Annotated in this window: 25 protein-coding genes; 9 read left to right on the top strand and 16 right to left on the bottom strand. The window is 62.5% G+C overall.

The window, feature by feature from the left end:
- Window positions 1-220 precede the first annotated feature (220 nt).
- From FF80_RS04145 to FF80_RS04185, 9 genes are all read right to left on the bottom strand, one after another.
- Window positions 221-1,141 carry a LysR family transcriptional regulator gene (locus tag FF80_RS04145; protein WP_035097824.1) on the bottom strand — a complete coding sequence of 307 codons (921 nt, stop codon included), beginning with the start codon at window positions 1,139-1,141 and terminating at the stop codon, window positions 221-223.
- A 174-nt stretch (window positions 1,142-1,315) separates the two neighbouring features.
- Window positions 1,316-2,746 (bottom strand): aminobutyraldehyde dehydrogenase, encoded by a 1,431-nt coding sequence (locus FF80_RS04150; protein ID WP_035097827.1) that lies wholly within the window; start codon window positions 2,744-2,746, stop codon window positions 1,316-1,318.
- Window positions 2,747-2,999: 253 nt separating this feature from the next.
- Window positions 3,000-4,043 carry an ABC transporter ATP-binding protein gene (locus tag FF80_RS04155; protein WP_035097830.1) on the bottom strand — a complete coding sequence of 348 codons (1,044 nt, stop codon included), beginning with the start codon at window positions 4,041-4,043 and terminating at the stop codon, window positions 3,000-3,002.
- A 3-nt stretch (window positions 4,044-4,046) separates the two neighbouring features.
- Window positions 4,047-4,850, bottom strand: a complete 804-nt coding sequence (locus FF80_RS04160) for an ABC transporter permease (RefSeq protein ID WP_035097833.1) — start codon at window positions 4,848-4,850, stop codon at window positions 4,047-4,049.
- Window positions 4,843-5,661 (bottom strand): ABC transporter permease, encoded by an 819-nt coding sequence (locus tag FF80_RS04165; RefSeq protein WP_035097836.1) that lies wholly within the window; start codon window positions 5,659-5,661, stop codon window positions 4,843-4,845. Before FF80_RS04165 ends, FF80_RS04160 begins: the two co-directional genes overlap by 8 nt.
- A gap of 447 nt (window positions 5,662-6,108) precedes the next feature.
- A complete protein-coding gene (locus tag FF80_RS04170) occupies window positions 6,109-7,143 on the bottom strand; it encodes an ABC transporter substrate-binding protein (RefSeq protein ID WP_035097839.1) in 1,035 nt (344 codons plus the stop codon).
- A gap of 200 nt (window positions 7,144-7,343) precedes the next feature.
- Complete coding sequence (locus FF80_RS04175) at window positions 7,344-7,817, bottom strand: DUF3830 family protein (protein WP_035098035.1); 474 nt, start codon at window positions 7,815-7,817, stop codon at window positions 7,344-7,346.
- A gap of 277 nt (window positions 7,818-8,094) precedes the next feature.
- Window positions 8,095-8,841 (bottom strand): gamma-glutamyl-gamma-aminobutyrate hydrolase family protein, encoded by a 747-nt coding sequence (locus FF80_RS04180; RefSeq protein WP_035097843.1) that lies wholly within the window; start codon window positions 8,839-8,841, stop codon window positions 8,095-8,097.
- Window positions 8,842-8,988: 147 nt separating this feature from the next.
- Complete coding sequence (locus FF80_RS04185) at window positions 8,989-9,879, bottom strand: LysR substrate-binding domain-containing protein (protein ID WP_244445695.1); 891 nt, start codon at window positions 9,877-9,879, stop codon at window positions 8,989-8,991.
- A 105-nt stretch (window positions 9,880-9,984) separates the two neighbouring features.
- Between FF80_RS04185 and gabT the strand changes: the two genes are divergently transcribed.
- Both gabT and FF80_RS04195 read left to right on the top strand, forming a co-directional pair.
- Window positions 9,985-11,268 carry a 4-aminobutyrate--2-oxoglutarate transaminase gene (gene gabT / locus FF80_RS04190; RefSeq protein ID WP_035097844.1) on the top strand — a complete coding sequence of 428 codons (1,284 nt, stop codon included), beginning with the start codon at window positions 9,985-9,987 and terminating at the stop codon, window positions 11,266-11,268.
- An 8-nt stretch (window positions 11,269-11,276) separates the two neighbouring features.
- Window positions 11,277-12,722 carry an NAD-dependent succinate-semialdehyde dehydrogenase gene (locus FF80_RS04195; RefSeq protein ID WP_035097846.1) on the top strand — a complete coding sequence of 482 codons (1,446 nt, stop codon included), beginning with the start codon at window positions 11,277-11,279 and terminating at the stop codon, window positions 12,720-12,722.
- A gap of 15 nt (window positions 12,723-12,737) precedes the next feature.
- Here FF80_RS04195 and FF80_RS04200 read toward each other — a convergent pair whose 3' ends face one another.
- Together FF80_RS04200 and FF80_RS04205 are read right to left on the bottom strand one after the other, a co-directional pair.
- Window positions 12,738-13,787 (bottom strand): cation diffusion facilitator family transporter, encoded by a 1,050-nt coding sequence (locus FF80_RS04200; protein WP_052153162.1) that lies wholly within the window; start codon window positions 13,785-13,787, stop codon window positions 12,738-12,740.
- A gap of 81 nt (window positions 13,788-13,868) precedes the next feature.
- A complete protein-coding gene (locus FF80_RS04205) occupies window positions 13,869-14,201 on the bottom strand; it encodes a metalloregulator ArsR/SmtB family transcription factor (RefSeq protein ID WP_035097848.1) in 333 nt (110 codons plus the stop codon).
- Window positions 14,202-14,325: 124 nt separating this feature from the next.
- Here FF80_RS04205 and FF80_RS04210 point away from each other — a divergent pair, with 124 nt between their 5' ends.
- Window positions 14,326-15,315: an acryloyl-CoA reductase gene (locus FF80_RS04210; protein ID WP_035097849.1), complete on the top strand. Its 990-nt coding sequence runs from the start codon at window positions 14,326-14,328 to the stop codon at window positions 15,313-15,315.
- 3 nt (window positions 15,316-15,318) lie between these two features.
- Here the strand turns inward: FF80_RS04210 and FF80_RS04215 are convergent, their stop codons facing one another.
- Window positions 15,319-17,196 (bottom strand): ABC transporter ATP-binding protein, encoded by a 1,878-nt coding sequence (locus FF80_RS04215; protein ID WP_035097851.1) that lies wholly within the window; start codon window positions 17,194-17,196, stop codon window positions 15,319-15,321.
- A 172-nt stretch (window positions 17,197-17,368) separates the two neighbouring features.
- On the opposite strand from FF80_RS04215, the gene FF80_RS04220 reads away from it, so the two are divergent.
- Complete coding sequence (locus FF80_RS04220) at window positions 17,369-17,737, top strand: VOC family protein (protein WP_035097852.1); 369 nt, start codon at window positions 17,369-17,371, stop codon at window positions 17,735-17,737.
- A gap of 103 nt (window positions 17,738-17,840) precedes the next feature.
- Here FF80_RS04220 and FF80_RS04225 read toward each other — a convergent pair whose 3' ends face one another.
- The 3 genes from FF80_RS04225 to ilvA form a co-directional block, all read right to left on the bottom strand.
- Window positions 17,841-18,536 carry a pyrimidine 5'-nucleotidase gene (locus FF80_RS04225; RefSeq protein WP_035098040.1) on the bottom strand — a complete coding sequence of 232 codons (696 nt, stop codon included), beginning with the start codon at window positions 18,534-18,536 and terminating at the stop codon, window positions 17,841-17,843.
- A 232-nt stretch (window positions 18,537-18,768) separates the two neighbouring features.
- Window positions 18,769-19,989, bottom strand: coding sequence for a hypothetical protein (locus FF80_RS04230; protein ID WP_152558258.1), 1,221 nt, complete (start codon window positions 19,987-19,989; stop codon window positions 18,769-18,771).
- A gap of 187 nt (window positions 19,990-20,176) precedes the next feature.
- Window positions 20,177-21,700 (bottom strand): threonine ammonia-lyase, biosynthetic, encoded by a 1,524-nt coding sequence (ilvA, locus tag FF80_RS04235; RefSeq protein ID WP_035097856.1) that lies wholly within the window; start codon window positions 21,698-21,700, stop codon window positions 20,177-20,179.
- A 191-nt stretch (window positions 21,701-21,891) separates the two neighbouring features.
- Between ilvA and FF80_RS04240 the strand changes: the two genes are divergently transcribed.
- The 3 genes from FF80_RS04240 to FF80_RS04250 all read left to right on the top strand — a co-directional run bounded on the left by FF80_RS04240 (window position 21,892) and on the right by FF80_RS04250 (window position 24,566).
- Window positions 21,892-22,308, top strand: coding sequence for a hypothetical protein (locus FF80_RS04240; RefSeq protein WP_035097858.1), 417 nt, complete (start codon window positions 21,892-21,894; stop codon window positions 22,306-22,308).
- Between the two features lie 141 nt (window positions 22,309-22,449).
- The gene (locus FF80_RS04245) at window positions 22,450-23,067 is read left to right on the top strand and encodes a TetR/AcrR family transcriptional regulator (RefSeq protein ID WP_052153163.1); all 618 of its coding nucleotides are present in this window, start codon (window positions 22,450-22,452) and stop codon (window positions 23,065-23,067) included.
- 5 nt (window positions 23,068-23,072) lie between these two features.
- A complete protein-coding gene (locus FF80_RS04250; RefSeq protein ID WP_052153177.1) occupies window positions 23,073-24,566 on the top strand; it encodes a DHA2 family efflux MFS transporter permease subunit in 1,494 nt (497 codons plus the stop codon).
- A gap of 55 nt (window positions 24,567-24,621) precedes the next feature.
- Here FF80_RS04250 and argB read toward each other — a convergent pair whose 3' ends face one another.
- Entirely contained in the window at window positions 24,622-25,524 is a 903-nt protein-coding gene (argB, locus tag FF80_RS04255) for an acetylglutamate kinase (RefSeq protein ID WP_035098046.1), read from the bottom strand.
- Between the two features lie 195 nt (window positions 25,525-25,719).
- Here argB and FF80_RS04260 point away from each other — a divergent pair, with 195 nt between their 5' ends.
- Window positions 25,720-26,271 (top strand): sigma-70 family RNA polymerase sigma factor, encoded by a 552-nt coding sequence (locus FF80_RS04260; protein ID WP_081917237.1) that lies wholly within the window; start codon window positions 25,720-25,722, stop codon window positions 26,269-26,271.
- The gene (locus FF80_RS20820; RefSeq protein WP_052153164.1) at window positions 26,268-26,984 is read left to right on the top strand and encodes an anti-sigma factor; all 717 of its coding nucleotides are present in this window, start codon (window positions 26,268-26,270) and stop codon (window positions 26,982-26,984) included. The genes FF80_RS04260 and FF80_RS20820 overlap by 4 nt, the downstream gene beginning before the upstream one ends.
- Window positions 26,985-26,989 lie beyond the last annotated feature (5 nt).

Raw genomic sequence — 26,989 nt, forward strand, 5'->3', positions numbered from 1 at the left:
GGTGTTGAGAGCCCCAATCCATCAACCCCTTCGCCTCCCTCCCCTTGAGGGGAGGGAACGAGGGCGGGGGTCGTGGTGCTCCTACGCAAAAACCAGGTGACTCCCTCCCTCCCCTCAAGACGGAGGGGTAACGGGAGCCACGTTGCTTTGAAGACCTCATGGTGAGCCTGTCGAACCACGAGGTCGAGTGAGTGGAGCCCTCACTGCCACAACCGAGCCTTTAGTCCACCCAAGCCATGCTCGGGTCCACCGTCGCACAAAACAGTGCCGCGCTCAGCCGCGCCTGCTCCACCACCCGCCGGATCAGATCCGTCTCGGTGGTCGCCTGATAGGTCCCGATAATCGGCATGGGCGGAAAGCGCTTGGTCACCCTGATCGGATGCAGCAACCCCATCTTGAGCTCGCGCTTGATCGTCACCGTGGGAATAGCCCCCACGCCAAATCCGTCGATCAACAGGTTAATGATCGAATACAGCGAATTGGAGCTGGTGAGCTTCCCCGCCAGCACCTGCTCGTCCTGGAAATAGGGCGCGATCATCCGATAGGGCGGCGTGTCCTTGGGAAAGGTGATGATCGGCATGTCGGCCAGATCGTCCACGCTATAGGTGCGGTCCGGGTCGATGATCTTGGGCGAGCCGGCCCAGGTCATCTGCAGCACGCAGGAGGTAAAGCTGCGGAAATTGTCGCCAATGGCCGGATCGACGGCAAAGATCACGTCGAACTCGCCTTTGTTCATGCCCTCGATCAGGCTCTTGGTGCCTTCCACCGTCAGCTCGATCTTGAGCGTGGGAAAGGCCTCATGCAGTTCTTCCACAAACGGCGTCATCCAGGTCGATGACACCGAGTCGATCGCCCCGATCCGCACCACCTTGGCGGCATGGATATTCTCGTCGGCCAGTTCATGCTTGAGTTTGTCATAGGAGGCCAGGATTGCCCGGAACGTCTCCAGCACCCGCTCCCCGCCTGGCGTCAGCGAGAAATCGCGGCCGGTGCGGTGCATCAGCTTGCAGCCGAATTCCTGCTCCATTGCCGCCAGGCGAATGGAGATGGCGGGCTGGGTTGTATGCAATTCCTGGGCAGCACGGCCAAAATGGCGGTGCCGCGCCAAGGCGACAAAGGTCGTCATGTCGAGGATGCGCATAGCGCTTCCTCTATCAGACTTGCCGCCCATGGTGCGGCTTTTCTTTATGTCGGGGGCATTGGGCATGATGACGGTCACCTGCGCTCGGGCTCACCTCGCCCCTCAGGGGAGAGGTCGGCGCGTAGCGCCGGGTGAGCCGAACCGTCGGTGCATGTGCGATAGTGGAATAACGCCCTACGACGCCACCATGATGTGCCGCACCTGCGTGTAGTCCAGCAGCGACTGCATGGAGAGGTCAGAGCCATAGCCCGAATTCTTCATGCCGCCATGCGGCATCTCGGTGGCGAACACCCCATGGGTATTGACCCAGGTCACGCCATATTCCAGGCGATTGGCCAGGTTCATCGCCAGCGTGCTGTCACCCGACCACACCGACGAGGCCAATCCATATTCGGACGCATTGGCCCAGCCCAGAGCCGTCTCGGGCGTGTCGAACGCGGTAATGGTCAGCACCGGGCCAAATACTTCCTTCTGCACGATTTCGGCAGTGATGGGCGCCGCCACCAGCGTGGGTTCATAATAATAGCCCAGGCCCCCCGGCGTCTTGCCCCCCGCCACGATATCGGCGCCATCGGCTCGCGCCCGGTCGACAAACCCGGCCACGCGGCCGCGCTGGGCTTCGGTGATCAGCGGGCCGAATTCGACATCGTCCCGCTCGGGCGCGCCATAGACCAGGCTCCCGATCATGGCTGAGAGCTTGTCGGTCACCTCTTGCGCAATGCTGCGATCCACGAAAATCCGGCAAGCCGCCGTGCAATCCTGCCCGGCATTGTAAAAACTGGCTTCGCGCAGCGTCTCGACCAGGCTGTCCACATCGGCATCGGCGCAAACAATCACCGGCGCCTTGCCGCCCAGTTCCAGATGCGTCCGCTTGATGCTGTCGCCGGCTGCCGCCTTGAGCACGGAGCGGCCGGTGCGCACGTCCCCGGTCAGCGAAATCATCCGCACCAGCGGATGAGTGATCAGCGTCTGGCCCACATCGGGGCCGTCCCCGGTCACCACATTGACCACGCCCTCGGGCAGGAATTCGGCCAGGATCGAGGCCAGCAGCAACAGGCTCAGCGGCGTGTTCTCTGATGGCTTGATCACGACTGTATTGCCCGCCGCTACGGCCGGCGCGATCTTCCAGGCCGCCATCAGCAGCGGATAATTCCACGGCGCGATCGAGGCGACAACGCCCAGCGGATCGCGGCGCAGGATCGAAGTATGGCGGCTCGACCGAAAACCATTGGCGGGCGTCCCCGGCACATTGCGCGCCGCCGTGCCGAAATAGCGGAACACATCGGCCACATTGGCCAATTCCCCCGCCTTCACATAGCGCCAGGGCTTGCCCGCATTGACCGCCTCCACATCGGCCAGTGCCTCGGCCCGTGCCTCGATAGCATCGGCAATCCGCAACAGCGCCCGGCTGCGCTCCTTGGGCGTCGCCTTGCCCCATTTGGCAAAGGCGGCATGGGCAGTGGTGACAGCCAGATCGACCTGGCCCGCATCGGCCGAAGCAACCTCGGCCAGCAGTTTCCCCGTCGCGGGCTCATGGCTGGGCAAAGCGGGCCCATTGCCGGCCACATAGGCGCCATTGATGAAGAGGCGGGTTTCATAAGTCATGTCGGAAATCCAGAAAGGTGGAAATTTTTTGTTAAGCAATGCCGGGCCCCATCTCCCCTCGCCCCTCAGGGGAGAGGGTAGCGACGCCGGGAGCAAAGCGACCTGGCAGAGCTGGGTGAGGGGTGCCATGTTGGGGCATAACGGTATCTTGCAGCATCGCACCCCTCACCCGCCGGCTCCGCCGTCGACCTCTCCCCTGAGGGGCGAGGTGAGATTCGGCCATCTGATAACCCTCCCCTCAACGGGGAGGGGGCTAATCGCGAATAATACGGACGCGGGCGGGATCGATGGCGAGGCTCACCTCCTGCCCATCGGCAAAGTCGAGGTCATTGGCCGTGAGCGCCCGCAGCGGCTGACCGGCCAGACTCATCACATAGCGATTGCGCGCGCCCAGAAACACGCGCGTGCGCACCTTGGCCCTGGGGCCATTGCCCTCGGCCGACAGGCTCAAATCCTCCTGCCGCAGCGCCACAGTCACCGCACCACGCGCCGTCTCGGTCCTGGCCAAAGCCAGCGCCTGCCCATCGGCAAACCGCGCCACCGGCCCATCCGGTCCCTCGAAGATCTCGGCCGGCAGAAGATTGGCCGAACCAATGAAATTCGAGGCAAAACCCGTTGCCGGCTGGCTATAAATCTGCGCCGGCGTGCCTTCCTGCTCGACCCGCCCGGCATTGAGCAGCACGATGCGATCGGACAGGCTCAGCGCCTCCTCCTGATCATGCGTCACGAAAATTGTCGTCAGCCCCAGCCGCTGGTGGATTTCGATCAGCTCCACCTGCATGTCCTCGCGCAGCCTTGCATCGAGATTGCTCAGCGGCTCATCCAGCAACAAAACCTTGGGCTTGGAAACAATGGCCCGGGCCAGCGCCACGCGCTGCTGCTGCCCGCCCGAGAGTTGCCGCGGCTTGCGTTCACTGAGATGCCCCAGTTGCACCGTCTCCAGCGCCGCCTTGACCCTTTCGGCCTGCTCCTCGCGGTTGCCAATGCCCCGCATGCGCAGCGGAAATCGCACATTCTCCGCCACGCTCAAATGCGGCAGCAGCGCATAGGATTGAAACATCATGGCGATGTCCCGCTTTTCCGGCGGCAGGCCCGTCACGTCGCGCCCATCGATTTCGACGGCTCCCGCAGTCACGCTTTCCAGCCCCGCCACGATCCGCAGCAAGGTCGTCTTGCCACAGCCCGAAGCCCCGAGCAGGCTGATGAACTCGCCCGAGGCGATATCGAGCGAGATAGAATGCAGCACCGCGGTCTTGGCGAAGGATTTCTGGATCGATGTCAGGCGCACATTGGCCATGGCTCAGGCACTCGCAAATTTGGTCAGCCCCAGCATGCGGTCGATCACGAAGATCAGCACAATGGTCAGGGCAATCATGATGGTGGACACGGCCGCCACCGACGGATCTGGGGAGAATTCGAGCTGGCCATAAATCTGCACGGGCAGGGTGGTCAGCGTCGGCCCGCGCAGGAACAGCGACAGCACCGCCTCGTCAAACGAGATATTGAAGGCAAAGAACGCCCCCGCCGCCAGCCCCGGAATGCATTGCGGCACGACGACAAACCACAAGCGCTGCAGCCGGTTGGCGCCCATGGTCCGCGCAGCTTCCTCCAGATACGGGTTGGATTCGGCCAGTACTGCCAGCGTGGTTCGCACCACATAGGGCAGGGCGATGATCGTGTGGCTCAGCGCCAGCGTCACCGGCGAGACCGGCCCAAAGGCCGAGCTCCAGAACATCAGCATGCCGATGGCATAGATGATGGTGGGCAGCACCAAAGGTGAGAGGAACACTGTCGCCAGCACATCGGAAAACGGCAATTGCCGGCGATGGATGGCTATGGCCGCCGCGCCCCCGATCAGGGTGGCAAACCCCGTGACCATCAGCGCAATCTGGATGCTGATCCACCCCGCGCCCAGATAGGCATTGGATGACAGCACCTGGCTATACCAGCGCAGGCTCAGCCCATTGGGCGGAAAGGCGATGAACTGGCTTTCCGATACCGATACGCCCACCACCACGATCAGCGGCGCCAGCAGGATCAGCGCGGTCAGCGCCACGAAAACCACGCTCAGGATACGCAGCCAGGCGGGAACCGACTTAACCATTCCTGGCCCCCGTCATCTTGATATAGGGCACCAGCACCAGCGCGATCCCGGCAAACAGGATCACCGCCTGCGCCGCCGCAAAGGGCCAGTCCGGCGTCGCCGTCACCGATTTGTAGATCGAGGCCGCCAGCACCTGAATGCGGGTGCCCCCCAATAGGTTCGGCGTGATGAAGGCGCTGGCCGAGAGCGTAAAACACAGCAGCGATCCCGCCACGATCCCCGGCAAAGCCAGCGGCAAAACCACGGTACGGATGGTTTGCAGGAACGAGCAGCCCATGGTCCGCGCCGCCTCTTCCAGCCGCCCGTCGATCCGGGTCAAAACCCCCAGAATGGATAACGCCATGAACGGCAGCAATACCTGTACCATGCCGATCACAATGGCGGTCTCGGTCTGCATCAGCGCGAAATTGCGCCCCACCAGCCCCATATCGCGCAGCATTTCGGGGATCAGTCCGCTGCGGCTGAGCAACACCATCCAGCCGAACGTGCGCACCACCACGCTGGTCATCAGCGGCAGGATGACCATGACCACCAGCCATAGTCGCAGCCTGGGTCCCACCTTGGTCATGATATAGGCCAGCGGAAACCCGATCGCGCCGCAGATCAGCGTGATCAGCAGCGACAGCCGCACCGTGCGCCACAGAATGCCCAGATAATAGGGATCGCTCAAAAACCGTACGAACGGCGCCAGCGGACCCTCCGGCCCCGTCACCGAAAGCACCAGCATCTGCCCGATCGGCAGGAAAAAGGCCAGCACCAGCAGCAGAAGTCCCGGCAGGGCCAGCAGCAGGTTTTCCATGCGGTCATTCATCAGGGGCAGTTTTCCTTGAGTTGCGCGGAGCCGGGCACATCACGCCTTCGGTTCATCAGTAGACCTCATGGTGAGCCTGTCGAACCACGAGGTCGTGCCTGCCATGTAACACCCCCGGGTCATTCCCGCGAAAGCGGGAACCTCTGTTTCCTTCTTCTGCACCGCTGAACGGAAGGGGCGGGCCTCTTCATGTTGGGGGTGAAGAGGCCCGGCGACCCGGGCAAGCGAGGGAGTGCCTCGCCCGGATCGTGTCATTGCCGGCGTGGCAGGCGTCAGCAGAAGCATTGGGGCTCCCTTCACCCCTCCCTGCCTCCCCATCAAGGGGAGGGTAGGATCGAGTTTTCGGCACCCTCCCGCCATTCCCACCGGCCTGGCACCTCCCCCTTGATGGGGGAGGTTGGGAGGGGGTGGAGGAGAGCCCGGATAACCCCGAATTGGCGCCCGAACCTACTGTGCGATCGCCTTGTTCCATTCTTCAACCCAAGCCGTGCGATGGGCTTCGATGGTCGCCGGGTCAAACCGGATCAGCCCGGCGACGCCCGCTTCGCCATAGGCCACATCGGCCGCGACTTCGGGGCTCAGTTCGGTCCTGGCATTGGTGGGCGAATAGCGCAGCGCTTCGGCAAAGCACTGCTGCGCCTCGGCCGAGATTTCGAGGTCGATGAATTTCAGCGCCAGTTCATTGTTGGGCCGGCCGGCCACCAGGTTCGCCGTGATATAGCTCGCCGGGGTGCCTTCCTCGCCCTGCACGAACCCGGAGGGCAGGCCCGCCTTGCGCAGCGTGAATGCATAGTCGGACGCGTAAGGGGCGATCCAGGCGTCGTTCTGGGCGAATTCCTGCTGGATTTCCGGCGATGTCGAAACCACGATCGCGCCGGCCTCAAGCAACTGGCCCACGGCGTCGAGCCCCGGCTGGATATTGCTCAAATCCCCGCCCTGCACCTGGTTGAGCATCAGAAAGCTCAGCATGCCATAGCCATTGGAAATGTCGGTGAGCACCAGGTGCTCGCCATATTCGGGATTGAGCAGATCGGCCCATTTGCTGGGCGCCGTCGGCACCGCTTCGGTGTTGAACACCAGCCCGATGGCGGCGATGGAATAGGCTGGGCCCTGGCCATTGGCGAGGTCCGCCTTGGCGAAATCATAAAGATCGGGCTCATTGCTCAGGCTTGCCTTGTCGATCGGCGCCAGCAGCCCCTCAGCTGCCGCAACGATTTCCTGGCCACCCGAAAAATGGATCACGTCGAATTGCGGCGCCGCCTTCTGCGCGCGCAGCTGGGCAAAGGCGTCAGCCGAATAGGCGGTGACGACATTGACCTTGGCGCCGGTGGCGGCCTCGAACGGGGTGATGACGCAGGCGCGATGCGCCTCTTCATAGGCCCCGCCGAAGGAATTGATGGTGAGCGAATTATCCTGCGCGAAGGCCGTGGTGCCGAGCAGGGCCGAGAGGCCCAGAACGGCCGTACCGAATATTGCTTTCATGTGCGTTCCCCTTGCTGATATGGCTGGCCCTTTTGGGCCGGCGGATTGGTTTGGAGCGAGCGTCGCCTTAGTAGACCTCATCCTGAGCCTGTCGAAGGACGAGGTCGTGGCACCCGGCCTCCACTCGCCCGACCTCGTGGTTCGACATCCTGAGCGTGTCGAAGGATCACCATGAGGTCTTCTAAAGTTTGTCGCCTGTCTCAGAGCCGGCCGATTTCGACGGTCTTGGCGCCCTCGATGCGGATCAGGCGGCACTGCTCGGCCACGGCATCGAGGTTTTCCGTCATCTTGCCGAAATAGGTGCACGGAATCCAACCGGTCGGCCCAAAAGTGCGGCCGCCCACGCCATAGAACATGCCGATTTCCCAGAATTCGCTCGGGTCGATCTTGAAGAAGTTCTTGGGCTGATAATACCAGAGCAATTCGCCCACTTCAGGGATGATGGTCTGGTTTTCCGGCGGCAATGCCGTCGGGTCGAAATTGCGGTGCGTTTCGGGCAGGCCCATCATGATTTCGGGGCCCGAGAACATGGCATGCGTAGCCTTCCACTGGATCGGCGTCTCCAGCGCATTCCACAGCGCCTCGCAGGTCTCGGGGGCATGGTCCCAATAAAGCGAAATAATGCCCTGCACATTGGCATCGACGAATTTGAGATAGAATTTCTTGTCGGACATGGTGGCCATAACTTGGTTGGATGCCCCAATCAAAGGCCTTCCAACGCCCCTGTCCAATTCCGATTCAAAATTCAATCGATAATGGATTCTTATTGAACGACGAAGCCCGTAAGCCTCGATCCAATCCCCTCCCCCTTGAGGGGAGGGCTAGGGTGGGGTGTCGAGAGCCGCCAAAAGCTCGGTGTTGGTGGATCAAACCCCAAACCCGAACGCGATCTCACCCACCCACCGTGTCATTCCGGCCTGCGCCGGAATGACGCCGTGGCAGATTTCAAGCTCACCGCCCCATATACGCCCGGGCGACTTCCCCCATATTCCGCCAAAACGCCAAATCATGCGCCCGTCCCTCTGGGCGCCATTCGGGATGCCATTGCACCGCCAGGATCGGCGCCCCTGTCCCGCTCGACGACAGGGCCTCCACCACCCCATCGGCCGCCCGCGCATTGACCACCAGCCCCCGGCCCAATGTGCCAATCGCCTGGAAATGCACACTGTTGACGGCAAAGGACTTCTCGCCCGCAATTCCCGCCAAGGGCGTACCGGGCACCACCTCGATCGCATGGCTATGGGCAAACATGGCATCGAGATTCACGCCCTCGGGCGCATGGTGCGCCAAGTGCTGGTTCGATCCATCACGCTGATCCACCAGCTTGCCGCCCAGCGCCACGTTGATTTCCTGCAGCCCCCGGCAAATTCCGAATACCGGCTTGCCCGCCGCCATGGCCGCTGCGATCAGCGCCCCGGACATGGCATCGCGCCGCGGATCGAATGGCGCCCGTCCGCTCGCCGCGCCATAGCGGCCCGGCTCGATATTGGATGTGGCACCGGTCAACAAGACAGCATCAAGCCGCTCGATGATGGCTGCTGCATTGCCGGCGTCCTCCACGCTGGGACAGATCAGCGGCACCGCATCGGCATAGCGAGCGACCGCATCTACATAGCGCGCCTTGACGATATAGGCGCCCTCGTCCTCGACAACATGGTTGGAAATAACCCCGATTACGGGCTTGGCAGAGACGGTCATGGTGATGCAGTGGTTGGGGGAGGGACCCCTTAAGCTCGGTTTGCAAACCTGCTTCGTCAACCCAAACAATCTGCCAAACCCGGCTGGACAGCGGCCGTGCGGCGGCGAAAATCACGCGCTCGCGTATGGGCGCCGCGCGAGGGGCCTTCAATCCAGCGGCAAATTCTCCTCCAGCCACCGCTCAAACCGGCCCAGCACCGGATCACCCACCCGCTGTGGCGAGGCCAGCAGATAATACCCGCCCAACCGCACCTTGCTGCTCAAAATCTCCACCAGCCGCCCATCGTCGATCTCGGCCCCGGCCGTCAGCCGCGTCACCAGTGCAATGCCTTGTCCGGCCAGCGCCGCATCAAACCCCAGATTGGCGTCCCACAGCCGGGGGCCGCGCAATTGGCTCCGCAGCGGAAACCCCATCGCCTCGAACCAGTCCGTCCATTGCTGCCGGCTCTCCTCGTGGATCAGCGGCGCCCTGGAGAGTTCGGCCAGATCGGCGGGCGCCCCATGCTGGGCGATCCAGGCCGGGCTCGCCGCTGGAAACATGCGCGGCGAGATCAACCGTTCCGCACCCGCGGGCAGCCGGTCGAACGAGCCGAACCCGATCATCAGGTCGGACTCGCCCGCCGCAAAGTCCGGCAGCCGGTCGATCGCCCGCAGGCTGATATCCACGTCGCCCATCGCCGCCTCGATTTGCGACAGGCGCGGCGTCAGCCAGCGCGTCGCCAGCCCCGGCATGCACCAGATCCGCAACCCCGCCCGCCGCGAAGCCGGGCGCAATTCGGCCGTGCTGTTGGCAATGATCCGGAAGGCGCGGTTGGTGGCGGCAAACAGCGTTTCGCCCTGCGCCGTGAGCATCACCCCGCGCGGCGTTGCTGTCACCAAAGGCCGACCCAGCCAATGTTCGAGATTGCGCACATGCCGGCTCACCACTGTATGGCTCACCCCGATATCGTCGGCTGCCTTGCGCATGCTGCCCATGCGGGCAACGGCCTCGAAGGCGCGCAACATGACCAGGGGTGGCAGGGACAGCTTTTCGCTCATGAGTGGAAGCTCTAATGCACCACTGTGCCCAAATCAATCTGCTACCCCAATGTCACGCTCAACGCTAACAGTCCGCTCACCAATTGCCCGCGTGAGTGATTCAAAATGCAGTCCAATGCCAGTCTTCAGGCGCGCCGCATCGCCGCCATTCCCCGCGGCCTCGCCAACGCCTTTCCCATCTATGCCAGCCGCGCGGAAAACGCCGAAATCTGGGACATTGAGGGCAAACGCTACATCGATTTTGCCGGCGGCATTGCCGTGCTCAACACCGGCCACCGCCACCCCAAAGTGCTCAAGGCCGTCCACGACCAACTCGACCGCTTCACCCACACCGCCTTCCAGATTTTGCCCTACCAACCCTATGTCGCGCTCTGCGAACGGCTCAATGCGCTGGCCCCATTTTCGGCGCCCGCCAAGTCCATCCTGCTCTCGACCGGTGCGGAAGCCGTTGAAAATGCAATTAAAATCGCCCGCGCTGCCACCGGTCGCCCCGGCATCATCGCCTTTAGCGGCGGCTTCCACGGCCGCACGACCCTCACCATGGCGCTGACCGGCAAGGTCGCCCCCTACAAGGTCAAATTCGGCGTCGCGCCCCCCGCCATCTACCATCTGCCCTTCCCCGCCCAGAGCCATGGCGTCAGCACCGCCGACACAATCAAGGCCCTCGAAACCTTGTTCCGCGCAGACATCGCCCCCACCGATGTTGCGGCCATCATCATCGAACCCGTCCAGGGCGAAGGCGGCTTCCTGCCCGCCCCCGCCGAACTGCTCAAAACCCTCCGTAAAACCTGCGATATTCACGGCATTATCCTGATCGCCGACGAGGTCCAGACCGGCTTTGCCCGCACCGGCAAAATGTTCGGCATCGAGCATTCCGGCGTCGAGCCGGATCTGGTGACAGTGGCCAAATCCTTGGCTGGTGGCTTCCCGCTTTCGGGCGTTATCGGCAAGGCCAATATCATGGATGCGGCCGAGCCCGGCGGGCTGGGTGGCACCTATGCCGGCAGCCCGATTGCCTGCGCGGCGGCGCTTGCCGTGCTTGATATCATTGCCGAAGAAAACCTGCTGCTACGCGCTGAAGATCTGGGCGGCATCATCCGTAAGTCGTTGGGTGATATCGTTATTCGCAAGGATGCGCTGCCCATCACCGCCATCCGCGGCCCCGGCGCCATGATCGCCTTCGACATTGTTGACCGGCAGGGCAAGCCTGATGCGGCCGCGACCAAGCGGGTGATCGCGGCGGCGCTGGATGACGGCTTGGTATTGTTGTCCTGCGGCATCCATGGCAACACCATCCGCGTTCTCAATCCGCTGACCATTTCCGACGCCGTACTCGCCGAGGGATTGGACAAGCTGGCCAACGCCCTCGTCGCGGCCAATCTCGAATAGGAGATCCCATGCGCGCCTTGACCGATCCGGCACTGTTGCAGTCGCAGAGTTTCATCGACGGCCAGTTCACCGGCGATGCCGCGCTGGCCGTGACCAACCCCGCCAATGGCGAAATCCTCGGCCACGTGCCCAATCACGGCGCGGCAGAAGCAAATATTGCCGTGGATGCGGCGGCCAGGGCATTCCACCCCTGGGCCGCCCGCACGGCCAAGGACCGCAGCGCGGTGCTGCGCAAATGGTTCGAACTGGTCATGGCCAATCGCAGCGATTTGGCCACCATTCTCACCAGCGAACAGGGCAAGCCCTTTGCCGAGGCGCTGGGCGAAATTGATTATGCCGCCTCCTACATCGAATTCTATGCCGAGGAAGCCAAGCGCGTGGCGGGTGAATTGCTGCCCTCGCACCGCGCCGACGCCCGCATCATGGTGCTGCGCCAGCCAATTGGCGTGGTGGCAGCGATTACGCCGTGGAATTTCCCGGCCGCGATGATCACCCGCAAGGTCGCGCCGGCACTGGCGGCTGGCTGTACTGTGGTGCTCAAGCCAGCGCCCGAGACGCCGCTGACGGCTTTGGCATTGGCGGAACTCGCCCAGCGCGCGGGCTTCCCGGCCGGCACGATCAATGTGATCACCGGCGACGCCATCGCCATTGGCGGCGTGCTGACCAGCCATCCCAAAGTGCGGCTGGTGGGCTTTACCGGTTCGACCGAGGTAGGCAAGATCCTGATGCGGCAGGCCGCCGGAACGGTCAAGAAAGTAGCGCTCGAACTGGGCGGCAATGCCCCCTTCATCGTCTTCGACGATGCCGATATCGATGCAACGGTCGAGGGCGCAATCCTCTCCAAATTCCGCAATATGGGCCAGACTTGCGTGTGCACCAACCGCATCTATGTGCAGGACAAGGTGCATGATGCGTTTGTCGAGAAGCTCATCGCCAAGGTGCGCGCGCTCAAGGTCGGCGACGGCTTTGCCGAGGGCGTGGTGCAGGGGCCGCTGATCACCGAAGACGCAGTGGAGAAGGTGGAAACCCACATCGCCGATGCCCTCACCAAAGGCGCTTCTCTCGAACTGGGAGGCAAGCGGCATGAACTGGGCCAGACCTTCTTCGAGCCCACCGTTCTGACCGGCGTCACCGGCAATATGCAACTGGCACAGGAGGAAACGTTTGGCCCGCTGGCTCCGGTGTTCCGCTTCACCACCGAGGATGAGGTGATCGCGGCGGCCAATGCCACCGAAACCGGGCTGGCGGCCTATTTCTACTCCCGGAACGCAGCACGGTTGTTCCGCGTCATGGAGCGGCTGGAATACGGCATGGTCGGCATCAATACCGGGCTGATCTCCACCGAACTGGCGCCCTTTGGCGGGGTCAAGGAAAGCGGCAATTCCCGCGAGGGCTCCGCGCACGGGATATTGGAGTTTACGGAGCTGAAATATGCCTGTGTGGGTGGGTTGTAGACCCGCCCCACTGGCTTACGGAATCCCCTCCACCGCCAGCGCACAGGCCGGCGTGCCATCCTCCCAGACGATCTCGATGGTCGAGTGCGCAATGCCATAATCCTTGAGCAGTGCCTGCTTGGTAGCCTGCGTCGTCGCCGCCGCATCCGCCCCCGGAGCCAAGACGATTTCCAGCGTGGCGACGGGCTTGCCCGAGGTGATCGACCAGACATGGATGTGCCGTGCGGCCTTGAGGCTCGGTACGGCGGCGAGCAGCCCCTTTTCCATATCCTCGATGGCCACATTGCCAGGCGTGCCTTCCATCAGGATATGCAGCGAGCCGCGGAACAGTTTCCAGGCGCTGCGCAGGACCAGGAGGCACACAAAGACCGACAGGATCGGATCGATGGGCATCCATCCGGTCAACCAGATGACGATAGCGGCGGCAATGGCGGCGACCGAGCCGAGCAGATCGCCCAGCACATGCAGCATGGCGCCGCGAATATTGACATGCTCCTTGTCGCCGCGCGACAGCACGAAAAACACCGCGACATTGATGAAGAGGCCCAGCACGGCGACGATGAACATCGGCCCGGCCAGAACCTCATGCGGCGTCATGAAACGCTGAACGGCTTCGTAGATGATCCAGCCGGTGAGGGCGAACAGCGCCAGCGCATTGACCAGCCCGGCGACCACTTCAAGCCGCATATAGCCAAAACTGCGCTTGCTGTCAGAGGCGCGGCGGCCAAAGCGGAACGCCGCACAGGCCAGCAGCAATGCGGCTGCGTCGGTCAGCATATGCCCGGCATCGGCAATCAGCGCCAATGAGCCGGACAGCACGCCGGCCACCACTTCGGCAACCATGAAGCCCGCCGTCAGCACAAAGCCGATCAGCACCACCTTTTCATTGCCGGCGCCGACCGTGGGCGCATGGCTATGATCGTGCCCGTCATGATCATGATCGCCATGGCTGGCATGGCCATGCCCGGTCCCACCGTGGCTATGCCCGGCGTGATCGTGGTCCTCATGATCATGCTCAACGTGATCGTGAGTGCCTGGATTATGGGCCGGTCCTGTCCCTGCCATTGGCAAATGCTCCTTACTTACCTTCATATGAATACATGTTCATATGTAGAAATCAAGGACGATGCCGGGCCAGAACTGCGGTCAGGTGTCGCGGTCGTCCTCGCTCTCGCCCGGTGCATGCTCTTCCATGGCGTGTTCGATCATGTCGGCCAGCATGCGGGCAATGTGATCGTCGGCCGCCTCGTAAAACACCTGCTTGTTGCGCCGCGTACCGCGCACCAGCCTTGCTCCGCGCAACAGGCGCAGGTGATGACTGACCAGTGACGGCGAGGCGGCGACGGCCTTGGCGATATCACCCACGGCAATGGGTTGCGCCAGGCACGCCAGCAGCACGCGCAGCCGGGTGGGATCGCCCAATAGGCGATAGGTTTCGGCGATCACGGCGATCTGGCTGTCACTAGGTGTAGCGGTCACGGGAACACTCTTTGAGGCTTGCTGAACAAAGAGATAAGGCGCTTTGCGCTATTGCACCAGCTTGTGGCGCCCGCCGCGAACGTGTCAGGGTGCCATCAATCAAGAATGCCTGGGGAGGCGGTCGATGAGCTTTCGCGCTCTGGTGACTGAAAAGGCCGATGATGGGCGGGTCAGCTCATCGGTTCAGCAGGTGGATGAGGCGCGTCTGCCCGCCGGCAATGTGACGGTCGACGTGCAATGGGCCGGCCTCAATTACAAGGATGGCTTGTGCCTGACCGGCGCGGGCGGGCTGGTGCGGAATTATCCCCATGTCGCCGGCATCGATTTTGCCGGCATTGTGCGCGACAGCGTCGATCCCCGCTATGTACCCGGCCAGGCCGTGGTGCTGACGGGCTGGCGCGTGGGCGAGGCCCAATGGGGCGGCTATGCCGAACGCGCCCGCGTCAGCGCCGATTGGCTGGTGCCGCTGCCCCAAGGGCTGAGCCCGCGCCAGGCCATTATCGCCGGCACGGCAGGGCTGACCGCCATGCTGGCCATCGACCGGCTCGAAGCCGCCGGGTTGCAGTCCGATGCCGGGGAAGTGCTGGTGACTGGCGCGGCTGGTGGCGTCGGCTCGATCGCTACTTCGCTTTTGGCTAAGCTGGGCTATCAGGTCGCCGCGCTGTCGGGACGTCTGGAACTCTCCGGTGCGCTACGCCTTTTGGGCGCGTCCAGCGTCATCGACCGCAATGCCTTTCTCGGCGGCGCCGATAAGCCGCTCGAAAGCGCGCGCTGGGCGGCGGCCATCGACAATGTCGGCGGCAAGATTCTGGGCAAACTGCTGCGGCAGGTCAATTATGGCGGGGCAGTCGCCAGCATCGGCAATGCCGGGGGCATCGAACTTGAAACCAATGTCCTGCCCTTCATCCTGCGCGGCGTGACGCTGATCGGCATCGACAGCGTCATGCAGCCCTATGCGACGCGGGTGGCCGCGTGGAACAGGCTGGGCGAGCTGTTTGATTTCGCAGGCTACGAGGAACTGGTCGAGGAAATCGGGCTTGAGGGCCTGCCCGTGGCGGCGCAACGGATTTTGGCCGGGAAGGTCATGGGCCGGGTGCTGGTGCGGGTGGGGTAGGGGCTATCGGTACCCCGCCGCCTGCAACTCAAACAGCTCCGCATAGCGCCCACGCAGGGCCAGCAATTGTTCATGGGAGCCCGATTCCAGGATCGCACCATTCTCCAGCACCAGTATCCGATCCGCCATCCGCACCGTCGAAAACCGGTGCGAGATGATCACTGCCGTCTTCCCGCTGGCGAGACTCTTGAAGCGCGAAAACACCTCCGCCTCCGCCTTGGCATCAAGCGCCGCCGTGGGCTCGTCCAGAATGATCAGATCGGCATCGCGCATATAGGCGCGGGCAATGGCGACCTTCTGCCATTCCCCACCGGAGAGATCGCGCCCCTTGTTGAACAGGCGCCCCAGCTGGGTGTCATAGCCGCCGGGCAATTTGGTTATCACCTGATCGGCAAGGCTGCGCTCGGCCGCGTCTTCGATCCGCTCCATATCGTGCTGGTCATCGATCCGGCCCACCCCGATATTTTCGCGGGCGGACAGGCTATAGCGGATGAAATCCTGAAAGATCACCCCGATATGGGCGTGAATATCCTCGATGCGCATATCCTTGAGATCAATGCCATCGACACTGATGCGGCCCTCATCGGGGTCATAGAGACGGGTCAAAAGTTTGACGATTGTTGTCTTACCTGCTCCGTTCTCGCCCACCAGCGCCAGGGTTTCGCCGGCATGGAGCGTGAAGGACAGGCCGCGAATGGCCCAGGTTTCCGTATCGGGATAGCGGAAGCCGACATTGTCGAAGACGATGCCCTGGGCGATGGGCTGGGGGAAGGGCTTGGGATGGGCCGGCGGCAATATGGTCGGCTCGATCTCGAAGAACGAGAACAGATCATCGAGATACATGGACTGGCCGGCAATCTGGGTGAATCCGAGCAGGATTTTCTGGAACAGGCCATTGAGTCTGAGGAACGAACCCGACAGGAACGCCAGGTCGCCGATGGAAAAGTCCCCGATAATGGTGCGCCAGACGATGAAGGCATAGGCCCCGTAATAGGTCAGTGTCGAAATCGAAGAAAACACCGCGCCCCAGCCGGCGCGCTGGGTCGAGAGCCGGCGATTTTCGAGGAAGATGGTGTGGGCCAGCTTCTTGAAGCGCTCGATCAGAAAAGCGCCCAGGCCAAACAGCTTGATCTCCTTGGCCGTATCGGCGCTCGAGCCGACATAGCGGATATATTCGAGCTCCCGCCGCTCGGGGGTGCGCCAGCGGTTCATGAAATAGGCCAGGGTGTTGAAGCGGCTTTCGCCCCACACGGCGGGCACGAAGCTGAGCGGCAGCAGCAGGATCAGCCAGGGCGCGTAAAAGAACAGGCCACCCGCCAGTGTCGCCACTGTGATGATATCCTGCGCCTGGCCGAACATCTGGCTGAGCAGGGCATTGCGGCCGGCGGCCTGGCGGCGGGCGCGCTCCAGCCGGTCCTGATATTCGGCGGATTCGAAATGCATCAGATCGAGCCGGGCGGCATGGGTCATCAGCTCGACGCTGACCTGGTTGGAATGCAGTTCCGACAGCACCGCATCGGCCAGGCCCGTGGCGCGGGCGAGCAGGTCGGAGAAGATCACCAGCGCCAGCTCAAGCGCCAAAAGGCCGATTACGGTGGTGAGCGCACCGCTGGCCCACCAATCGGCAAAGCCGGGGCCGGGCTTGGACAGGCTGGTCAGCCGCACCACCTCATCGATGATCAGCTTGCCCACATAGAGCATGGCGATGGGCTGCATCGAAGCGATCAGCCGCAGCCCGATACTGGCGGCAGTCAACGGCCGGCTGGTGCGCCAGATCTGGGACACCAGACGCCCCAGATGGCGCAGATTTTCCAGCCGCTCGCGGAAGGTGGGGGCGGTTTCTGGATGAGGCGGCGGCCGGCGGCCGGGAAGGTCGGTCATGCCGCAATGATAGAACGCAGCGAAGATGGGAAAAAGACGCTGTCGCAGTGTTTTATCAAATATTGGGATGGGGCGGCGGGATCGTGGCTCTCGTCACCCCCGCCTGGCCGGGGAATGAACCCAATCCTGGGCGGCGCGTTGGGTCAGCATAGCCAATCAAGGAGAGTTCGTCATGCTCAAGGATTTCGACTCTGCCGCCATCGTGGCAGTAACCGACATGGCCCGCGCCCGGCACTTCTATGAGCATGTGCTGGGGCTGACCCTGATCCAGTCAGATGACATGGTCATGGAGTTCAAGACCGGCAAGACGGGGCTGGTGGTCTACAAGTCCGACTTCGCCGGCACCAACAAGGCCAATGCCGTGGTCTGGGGCGTGGGCGGCGAGATCGAGGATATCGTCGCCAATCTGCGCGCCCGTGGCGTCAGCTTCGAGCATTATGAAGGCATGGACCTGCGCGGCGACATCCACATTGCCGGCGATTTCAAGATGGTCTGGTTCAAGGACCCCGACGGCAATATTCTGCATCTGAACAATATGTAGCGACGACCTCGTCCTTCGACAGGTTCAGGATGAGGTCTGCTGGGAATAATGCGACCAAAAGTAGACCTCATGGTGAGCTTGTCGAACCACGAGGTCGTGCCCCTTACGGCCGCTCGCGCAAAAACCGCGCGAGGTCATCCGTAACGTGATGCACATGGGTGCTGTCACCCCGCCCCAGTTCCCAGGCATCAACCTGCTCGTGAGCATAGTCGGGGCCGGCAACCACCTGAACCGTGGCCATGCCCATCTCGTGGGGCACGACCAGGTTCTTTTCGAGGTCGTCGAACATCACCGCGCTGGTCGGGTCGACCCCATGCATGGCAAAGAATCCGGCATAGGCCTCGCGATGCGGCTTGGGCACATAGGTCATGGCGCGGATATCGTAGACATGCTCGAACAGGTCCGCGCCGCCTAGCCGGGCCAGCACAGCACGGGCATGCCCGACATCGCCATTGGTGAGGATGAACTTGCGGCCGGGCAAAGCGCGGATTGCCGCCATCAGGTCTGGGTGTTCCGCGACTGGCGAATAATCGATGGCATGCACATTGGCGAGGAAATGGTCGGGATCGACCTCGTGTTGCAGCATCAGCCCGTTCAGCGTGGTGCCGAAATCGCGATAATAGGTCTTTTGCAGCGCTCTTGCCGCCTCAAAATCCAGCTTGGTCAGGTCCATCACATAATGGGTAATGCGCACATCGATCTGCGCAAACAGATTGCACTCACGCGGATAAAGCGTGTTGTCGAGGTCAAAGACCCAATCGGTAATGTGGGAAAGACTGCGTGTGGCGGGGAGCGTCATGTCATTCATGGCGCCAATATAGCGCAAAACCGTGACGGTTTCACCTAGGGCCAGCCGCCATTCATCTGGTGCCGGCCTGCAAATGCTAGTTTTCTGCGCTTCCGGTGCTCACCTACCAAAGTACGCTGCGCTCCGGTTCTCGAAGACCATCATTTTCGGCTCGGCCTGAGATGAATGGCGACTGGCCCTAACACTTGAATGGGCGGCCCGTCAGACGGGCCGCCCGGAGCGATTATTCGTTGGCGGTGATGGCAAGGCCCAGCGCCGTGATCAGCCCGGCAGGGTTGGCCGCAGCGGCGGTCAGCACCAAAAGGGTGGTCGGATTTTCCGGCTGTACCGTGACTTCAAGGCTCTGCGGATCATCGAGGAAGGCGGAAACCGGGGGCACCACCACGTCCTTGAGCGTCGGGATGCCGCTCTGGTCGATCAGCGTCGGCAGCATGCTCTTGAGGCCGGCCACGAAGGTGGCGCGATCGCCGCCCGACTGGCTGGCGAAGAAGTCCAGCAGCTTGCCGGCGAGCGAAGCATCGTCATAGCGCACCTTGGCCGAGACGATGGAAATCGCCTGCATCAGCTGCATGCCGCTCATCATCTGGGCCGACTGGGCCTCTTCGCTGGTGGCGTCACCCGTCGCCATTGCTGCCTGCATGGCATAGATCTTGTCGAGCATTTCCGGGGTCATGCCTGTGACGTCGAGGTTGATGTCGAGCGCGCCCACATCGGCGAAATCGAACAGGAACTGGTCCATCACCATGCGGCCGTCGGCCATCGACCAGCTCAGGTTCTGCGTGACGTTGCCCGAGACCGTATCGAGACCCAACTCATCAATGATCGCGCCGGCGGCGGGGTCTTCCTCCTTGACGCTGGTGAGATCGACGGTGATGCCGCTGACCGTCAGCTTGGACGTGAGGTCGGTAATGGCTTCACCCTGGGCCGGGGTAAAGGTCGAACCGGCAACCACCGAATCGTAGGAGAGAACTTCCTTGCCGTCGCGCGTCAGCGAGAGCGGACCCGTGCTGATCGACTGCACCAATTGCAGCAATGCGCCGGCCGGAATGGCCTCGCCGCCGGGCAGGTAGAGGCCTTCCATCTTGACATCGGCAAGCGTGACATGGCCGCTCGGTTTTTTGGCGAATTCGGTATCGATGTCGGGGATGCTTACTTCGCGCACCATATAGCCGCCATCGGAGCGCTCGGTAACGCCCGAAAAGGTAATCTCGGTCGGGAAATCGAACGTATCGATGCCGGCAAGGCCAACCTTGACCCCATCGACAATGACGGTATCGCCCTCGACCCTGCCTTCGCCAAAGGCGAATTCATAGCCAATGGTCTTGTAGACCAGGGCGACCCGATCCAGGAAAGCCTGGGCTTCCAGCGCCATGGAAGGCTGCACCACGCCGATACTGGCCACACCGGCCAGCAGCATCAGGCTTACGCTCTTGGTTATCCTCATCATCGTCTCCGGCTTGTTGTCGATATTGATTTTGGTGACCGGCTCCGGGAGGAACCGCTGGCTTGTCGTGCAGATGGGTTCTAAGTGCTTCCATTGCAATCGATTATGGGCGGAAATGCGCCCGCAAAGGCCATTACTGGTTTATCCCGGCATAATAGCCGCGACGATTGTGTGACAAACCCGGTCGCTATGCCCGTTCGTGATCGAGAAATTGCCGATAGGCCGGATTGTCGGTTTCATCCCAATAAGGAAAGCCGATGGCCTCGATATGGGCGATGAAATCGGCCCGCGTCTCGGGCGGCACCTGCACCCCGATCAGCACGCGGCCATAATCGGCGCCATGATTGCGATAGTGGAACAGCGAGATGTTCCAGGCATCATGCAATCCCTCAAGGAATTTGAGCAGCGCGCCCGGCCGTTCGGGAAACTGGAAGCGATAGACCGTTTCGTGCTCGAGGTCGGCAACGCGCCCACCCACCATGTAGCGGACATGCAGTTTGGCCACTTCATTGTCCGTCAGGTCGATGACTTTGAGTCCGTGCTCTTCGAGCAGGCCGATGATTTCGTGCTTTTCCGCATCGCCGCGGCTCAGCTTGATGCCGACGAAAATCTTGGCGCTGCTGTCATGGGCGAAACGATAATTGAATTCGGTGATCGAGCGCTGGCCCAATAGGCGCATAAAGGCGCGATAACTGCCCCGCCGCTCGGGAATTTCCACCGAGAACAGCGCCTCCGCCCCCTCGCCGATCTCGGCGCGTTCGGCCACATAGCGCAGCCGGTCGAAATTGATATTGGCGCCCGAATTGATGGCGACCAGCGCGCCAACGGGGGCCGCACCCTGCTCGACCTGCTTGCGCAGGCCCGCCAATGCCAGCGCGCCAGCCGGCTCGGCAATGGCCCGTGTGTCATCGAAAATGTCCTTGATGGCGGCACAGATTTCGTCGGCCGTGACGGTGACGATGTCGTCGAGCAGTTCGCGACAGAGCCGGAACGTCTCGGTGCCGACCTCGCGCACGGCCACGCCATCGGCAAACAGGCCCACCTGGTCGAGCGCCACCGGATGGCCTGCGGCGATGGCCGCCTTCATGCTGGCCGCTTCTTCCGGTTCGACCCCGATTACCTTGATTTCGGGGCGCAGGAATTTGACGAAGGCGGCAATGCCTGCCGCCAGCCCGCCGCCGCCCACCGGCACATAGATGGCGCCCAGTTCGCCCGGATGCTGGCGCAGCAATTCTATGCCGATCGTGCCTTGGCCGGCAATCACGTCGGGATCGTCGAACGGGTGGACGACGACATAGCCATGCTCCTCGGCCAGCTCCGCCGCATGGGCGCGGGCGGCGTCGAACCCATCGCCAAACAACACGACCTCTCCGCCCAGCCGCCGCACGGCGCCGATCTTGATGGCGGGGGTGGTGGTGGGCATGACGACGACCGCGCGGATACCTAGCCTCGTGGCGGAAAGCGCCACGCCCTGCGCATGATTGCCCGCCGAGGCGCAGATTACGCCCCGGGCGCGCTCACTGGCACTCAATTGCGCGATGCGGTTATGCGCGCCCCGGATTTTGAAGGAAAAGACCGGCTGCATGTCCTCGCGCTTGAGCAGCACTTCGGCGCCCAGCCGCGCCGACAATAGCTGCATTTTTTCCAGCGGCGTCTCCTCGGCAACCTCATAGACGGACGAGGTGAGGATACGGCGGACATAATCCTGCATGGCGGGCACTCCGATGGTCTGGCGCAGAGGGGCTCGCAGATCGGCTGCTTGTCAAGCTCGGCACAGGCCGAAGCGTCCGCCGCCCGGTTGCCGCCATGGAAATATTGGGGCGGGGGCTGAAGAAAGCGCCACAATGTGCCACTAACTTGGGCTGCAATATCAACGGCCCCTGAGCCAACAAGGACATTTCGATGCGCCTACCGCTAACGCTTTTGCTTCTTGCCATCCCGCAAATGGCTTTCGCCCAATCTTGCGGTGTCGATATGCCGGCGGTCGAGAAGCGCATTGCCGAAATGGAGGACTTCTATGGCGATGTACTGTCCGACATCAGCTGCGACGCGCCCACTGTTCCGGCCCATATCCTGATGTGCGACTCGACCGGTGATGCCGATTCGGACCTCTGGCGCATGGGCCGGCTGGACGATATGGCCTCCGTCTACGCATATGAAAACGCCACCGGCACCGAAACCAACCATGCCAACCCGCCACGCTACGGGACCTTCATCGCCGACCGCGATGCCTGCACCGACGAAGCATGTCTGTGCGATCTGCTGATCGAGCACACCAATGACAGCCTGGGCGGCGGCTCTCCTTACGCCGAGCAGTAGAAGCTGGAACGTTTGAACCAACCGTGCCGTCGGCTTTTGCTTGACCACACGGCTATTGACCTTGTTATCAAATTCTCAATCAAATGATTGATTGGCCACCAGATCGGGTTTATAGCCATCCCGCAAATTCGGGATGGGCCTATGACTCTGGAACAAATCAGCGCCAAACGCGAAAGCGGCGGTGACCGGCGGCTGGCCATTGCGGCGGCGGCCCGGGCCATCATTGTCGAAAAGGGGCTCGAGGGTCTGCGCACCCGCGACATCGCGGCCCGCGTCGGCATCAATGTTGCGACACTGCACTATCACGTGCCCTCCAAGGAGGCGCTGATCGCGCTGGTCGCCGAGACACTGCGCGACGATTTCAAGGCGCAAGCGCTGCGGCAGGACCGTCAGGGCAAGACAGCGTTGCAAGTGCTGCGGCTGGAATTTGACGACTTCCGCGAAATCGTCAATGACATGCCCGAACTCAATATCGTGTTGACCGAGATGGTGGAGCGCGCCCGGCGCGACCCGGTCATCGCGCAGATCATCACCCCGCTTTACGATTTCTGGCGGCTGCAATTTGTCGAAATATTTCGCCGCGGAGTCGAAGACGGCTCGTTCCGAAACGACATTGATCCAGCGGCCGCAGCCCTGATCACTACCGGCGCCCTGTCCGACTATTGGCGTCAATGGACCTCATTCCGCGCCTCGCTCGACCAGGTTCTGGCCGAGTTGGAGCGCGCCTTCGTACTCAATCCCGTTTCTGCTCAAGGATGACTGTCATGTCTTCTCCCGCCCAACACCCAGCCCCTGCCGCGCCCGATCCGCGCCGCTGGCTGGCCCTGTTCATTCTGCTCATCGCCAATTTCATGAACCTGATCGATGTGACCATCGTCAATGTCGCCTTGCCCTCGATGCGCGAGGGGCTGGGCGCTACCGATAGCCAGATCGAATGGGTCATCGCCGCCTATGTGCTCGCCTTCGCGCTGGGGCTTTTGCCCTTTGGCCGGCTCGGCGACATTGTGGGCCGCACCCATATGTTTCTCTGGGGCGTTGCCGGTTTCACCATAGCTTCCGCGCTGTGCGGGCTCTCGCCCAATATCGAATTTCTGATCATTGCGCGGGTGATCCAGGGCCTCGCCGGCGCCATGATGACGCCGCAGGTGCTGGCCATCGCAACGGTCACCTTCCCCCCGCATGAACGCGGCCAGGCCTTTTCGCTGTTCGGCCTCTCGGCAGGGCTTGCCGCGGTCTGCGGCCCCATTCTGGGTGGCGTGCTGATTTCGGCGCAACTCTTCGGCATGGATTGGCAGCCGATATTTCTCGTCAATATCCCGGTCGGCATTGCTGCCGTCATTGCCGGCTATTTCCTGATTCCGCGCCTGCCCGGGCATTCCGCGCTCAAGAACGATTTCGTGGGTATCGTGCTGTTCGGCCTGGGCCTGGTCTGCGTCGTCTTCCCGATCATTGAAGGCCGCGCCTATGGCTGGCCGCTCTGGGCTTTCGCCATGATCGCTTCCGGCTTTGTGTTGCTGGTGGCCTTCGTGCTGTGGACCCGTGCCCGTGCCAAGGCCGGCCTGCCGCAATTGCTCAATTTCGACCTCATCGCCAATCGCGATTTCATGTTCGGCGCCTTCGTCATCACCGTCTTTGCCTCGGGCATTCCCGGCATGTTCATGGTGATCTCGATCTTCCTGCAATCGGGTTTTGGTTTCACCCCGCTCGAGTCGGGGCTGACCAACACGCCCTTCTCGATCGGTGTGCTGGTTGCCTCCCTGATCGCCGGACGCCTCGGCTCGCGTTACCTGCGCGGGCGGCTGGCGGCATCGGGAGCCCTGCTGGCCGGTGGTATCGGGGCGCTGCATTTCATCATCGCAGGCGCAGGCGACGCCATTAACCACTGGAGTTTCCTGCCGCCGCTGCTGCTGGCCGGCATCGGGCTTGGGCTGGGCTTCTCCTCGCTGTTCCAACTGGTGCTGCGCAATGTGCCCCATCGCGATGCCGGCGCCGGCTCGGGCGCGCTGCAGGCTTTCCAGCAGGTGGGCGGCGCGCTGGGCGTGGCTTTGGTGGGCGAAATGTTCTTCGGTTCGCTCGCCAGCGGCTTTGCCGCCGGCAACAGCCAGCACGCCGTCTTTACCGACGCCGCCAGCTTTGCCCTCTGGTATCAGGTAGCCAGTTTCCTGCTGGTCCTGGCTCTGGTGCCCTTCTTCAAGAAGGGCGGCGGGCAGGGGCAGGGCCAGGGCGCTCCGGCCCGACATGTGCCGGTCGAGGTATGACGCAAAAGCAAAGGCCGCCCAAGGGGCGGCCTTTTTCTTGTCTCGCGGGAAGAGGCTAGCGCACGATCAGCGTGCCGGCACCGAATTCGGTGAACAGCTCGACCAGCACGACATGGGGCATCTTGCCATTGAGGATCACCACACCCTCCACGCCATTTTCGAGCGCTTCGAGGCAGGTTTCTACCTTGGGGATCATGCCGCCCGAAATCGTGCCATCAGCAATCAATTCCTTGGCCTCGCGCACGGAGAGTTCCGGGATGAGCTTACCATCCTTGTCGAGCACGCCGGGCACGTCGGTCAGGAACAGCAGGCGCTTGGCGCCCAGCGAGCCGGCAATGGCGCCGGCAAAGGTGTCGGCATTGATATTATAGGTATTGCCATCGCGGCCGGGCGCCACCGGGGCGATCACCGGGATCATCTCGGAGCGGGCCAATAGGTCGAGCAGGGTCCGGTCGACTTCGACCGGCTCGCCCACAAAACCCAGATCGAGCACACGCTCGATATTGGAGCCGGGATCCTTGACCTTCTTCTCGGCCTTTTTGGCAAACACCATATTGCCGTCCTTGCCGCACAGGCCAATCGCCCATTCGCCCTCGGCATTGATCAGCGCCACGATCTCCTTGTTGATCGAGCCCGCCAGCACCATTTCGACGATTTCCATAGTCCGCGCATCGGTCACGCGCAGGCCGCTCTCGAATTTGGATTCGATGCCCAGGTTTTTTAGCATGGAGGCAATCTGCGGGCCCCCGCCATGCACCACGATCGGATTGACCTTGGACTGCTTGAGCAGGGCGATGTCGCGGGCAAAGGCCTGGCCCAGTTGCGCATCGCCCATGGCATGGCCGCCATATTTCACGACGACCGTCTTGCCCTCATAGCGCTGCATATAGGGCAGCGCCTGCGCAAGAATGCCAGCATCGTGGGAGAACCGGTCGGTGGAAGGCGTATCCTGTGTCATGGGCAGACCCAATCCCCTCGCAAAGCGGCTATAAAAAGACGTGCACGGGTCTAGAGCATGCTGATGCAAAGGAAAAGACGCTTATGGCCGTAAACAGGCATTGATCCGTTTTTCAATCTGTAGCGTTGTGGGAATACCAGACAAGGGCGCGGCACAGGCGCCGTCCGGGCGCTGCGGAGGAGGCACGTAAAATTCATGGCCATGCAGGCCCCCAGCCGGGAGGTTGCCGACCTGATAGCGCGCTGCGCCCTGCGGGATCGCGCCGCCTTTCGTGCGCTTTATGACCGCACCAGTGCGAAACTCTTCGGAGTGGTGCTGCGTATCTTGAAGGACCGCTCGGAGGCCGAAGAGGCTATTCAGGAGGTCTATGTCAAAATCTGGCAGCGGGCCGACCGCTATGTGGCGGGCGATACCAGCCCGATCAGCTGGCTCGTGGCGGTGGCGCGCAATCATGCGCTCGACATCCTGCGCGCCCGCCGGCCAATGGCCGACGATATCGATGTGGCGTTGGAAATCCCTGACGCAGGCCCCTCACCGGAACGGGCGGCGGCTGATAGCCAGGAGCGTGGGCGGATCGAGCGGTGCCTCTCCACACTCGAACCCGACCGGGCCGAGGCCGTGCGGGGCGCCTATCTCGATGGTTATAGCTATGACGAGCTGGCGCAGCGCTATGCTGTGCCGTTGAATACGATGCGAACCTGGCTCCGCCGGAGCCTTTTGAAGCTGAGAGAGTGTCTGACGGCATGAGCACGAGCGATGACATGGATGGGGGCGAGGGCAGGCGCAATGCCCTGGTCGCCGAATACGTGCTTGGCCTGCTCTCGCCCGCCGAGCATGATCGCGTGCACCGGCTGATCGAGAATGATCAGGCCCTGCGCGCCGAACGCGATTTCTGGGTGTCCCGCTTTGCCGCCCTCAATGAGGGCTATGAGGAAGTTCCCGCGCCCGACCGGCTCTGGCCCGGCATCGAGGCACGCGCCTTTGGCGATACCAGAGCCCCGGTCAAGCCCGGCTTCTGGGAAAGCCTGCTCTTATGGCGATCTATCGCCGCCGGCGCCCTGGCCGTCGCGGTGGCCGCTATCGGCTTCAACCTGCTGCAACCGCGTCCGGATGTATCGAGCCTCACTACCCAATTGGTCGCGGCACTCGAGCAAGAGGGCAGCAATGTTAAATTCGTCGCGCTCTATGACGGCACCGGCCAAGTCCGGCTGACCGCGCTCTCGGGCGATGCCGTGCCGGAAAAGGATTTCGAGCTTTGGGCCATCCAGGGCGGCAATAATCCGATCTCGATGGGCGTCATTCCCGCCAATCAGCGCAGCACCGTCTCGATTGCCCCTGAAGTCATGGCCGGTTGGGGCGAGGGCTCGGTGCTGGCCATCACGCTCGAACCCAAGGGCGGCTCGCCCAGCGGCGTGCCGACCGGTCCTATCGTCGCCAAGGGTGCAGTGCAGCAGATTTAGCTGAA

It is taken from the genome of Devosia sp. LC5 (assembly GCF_000735585.1).
GTDB lineage: Bacteria > Pseudomonadota > Alphaproteobacteria > Rhizobiales > Devosiaceae > Devosia.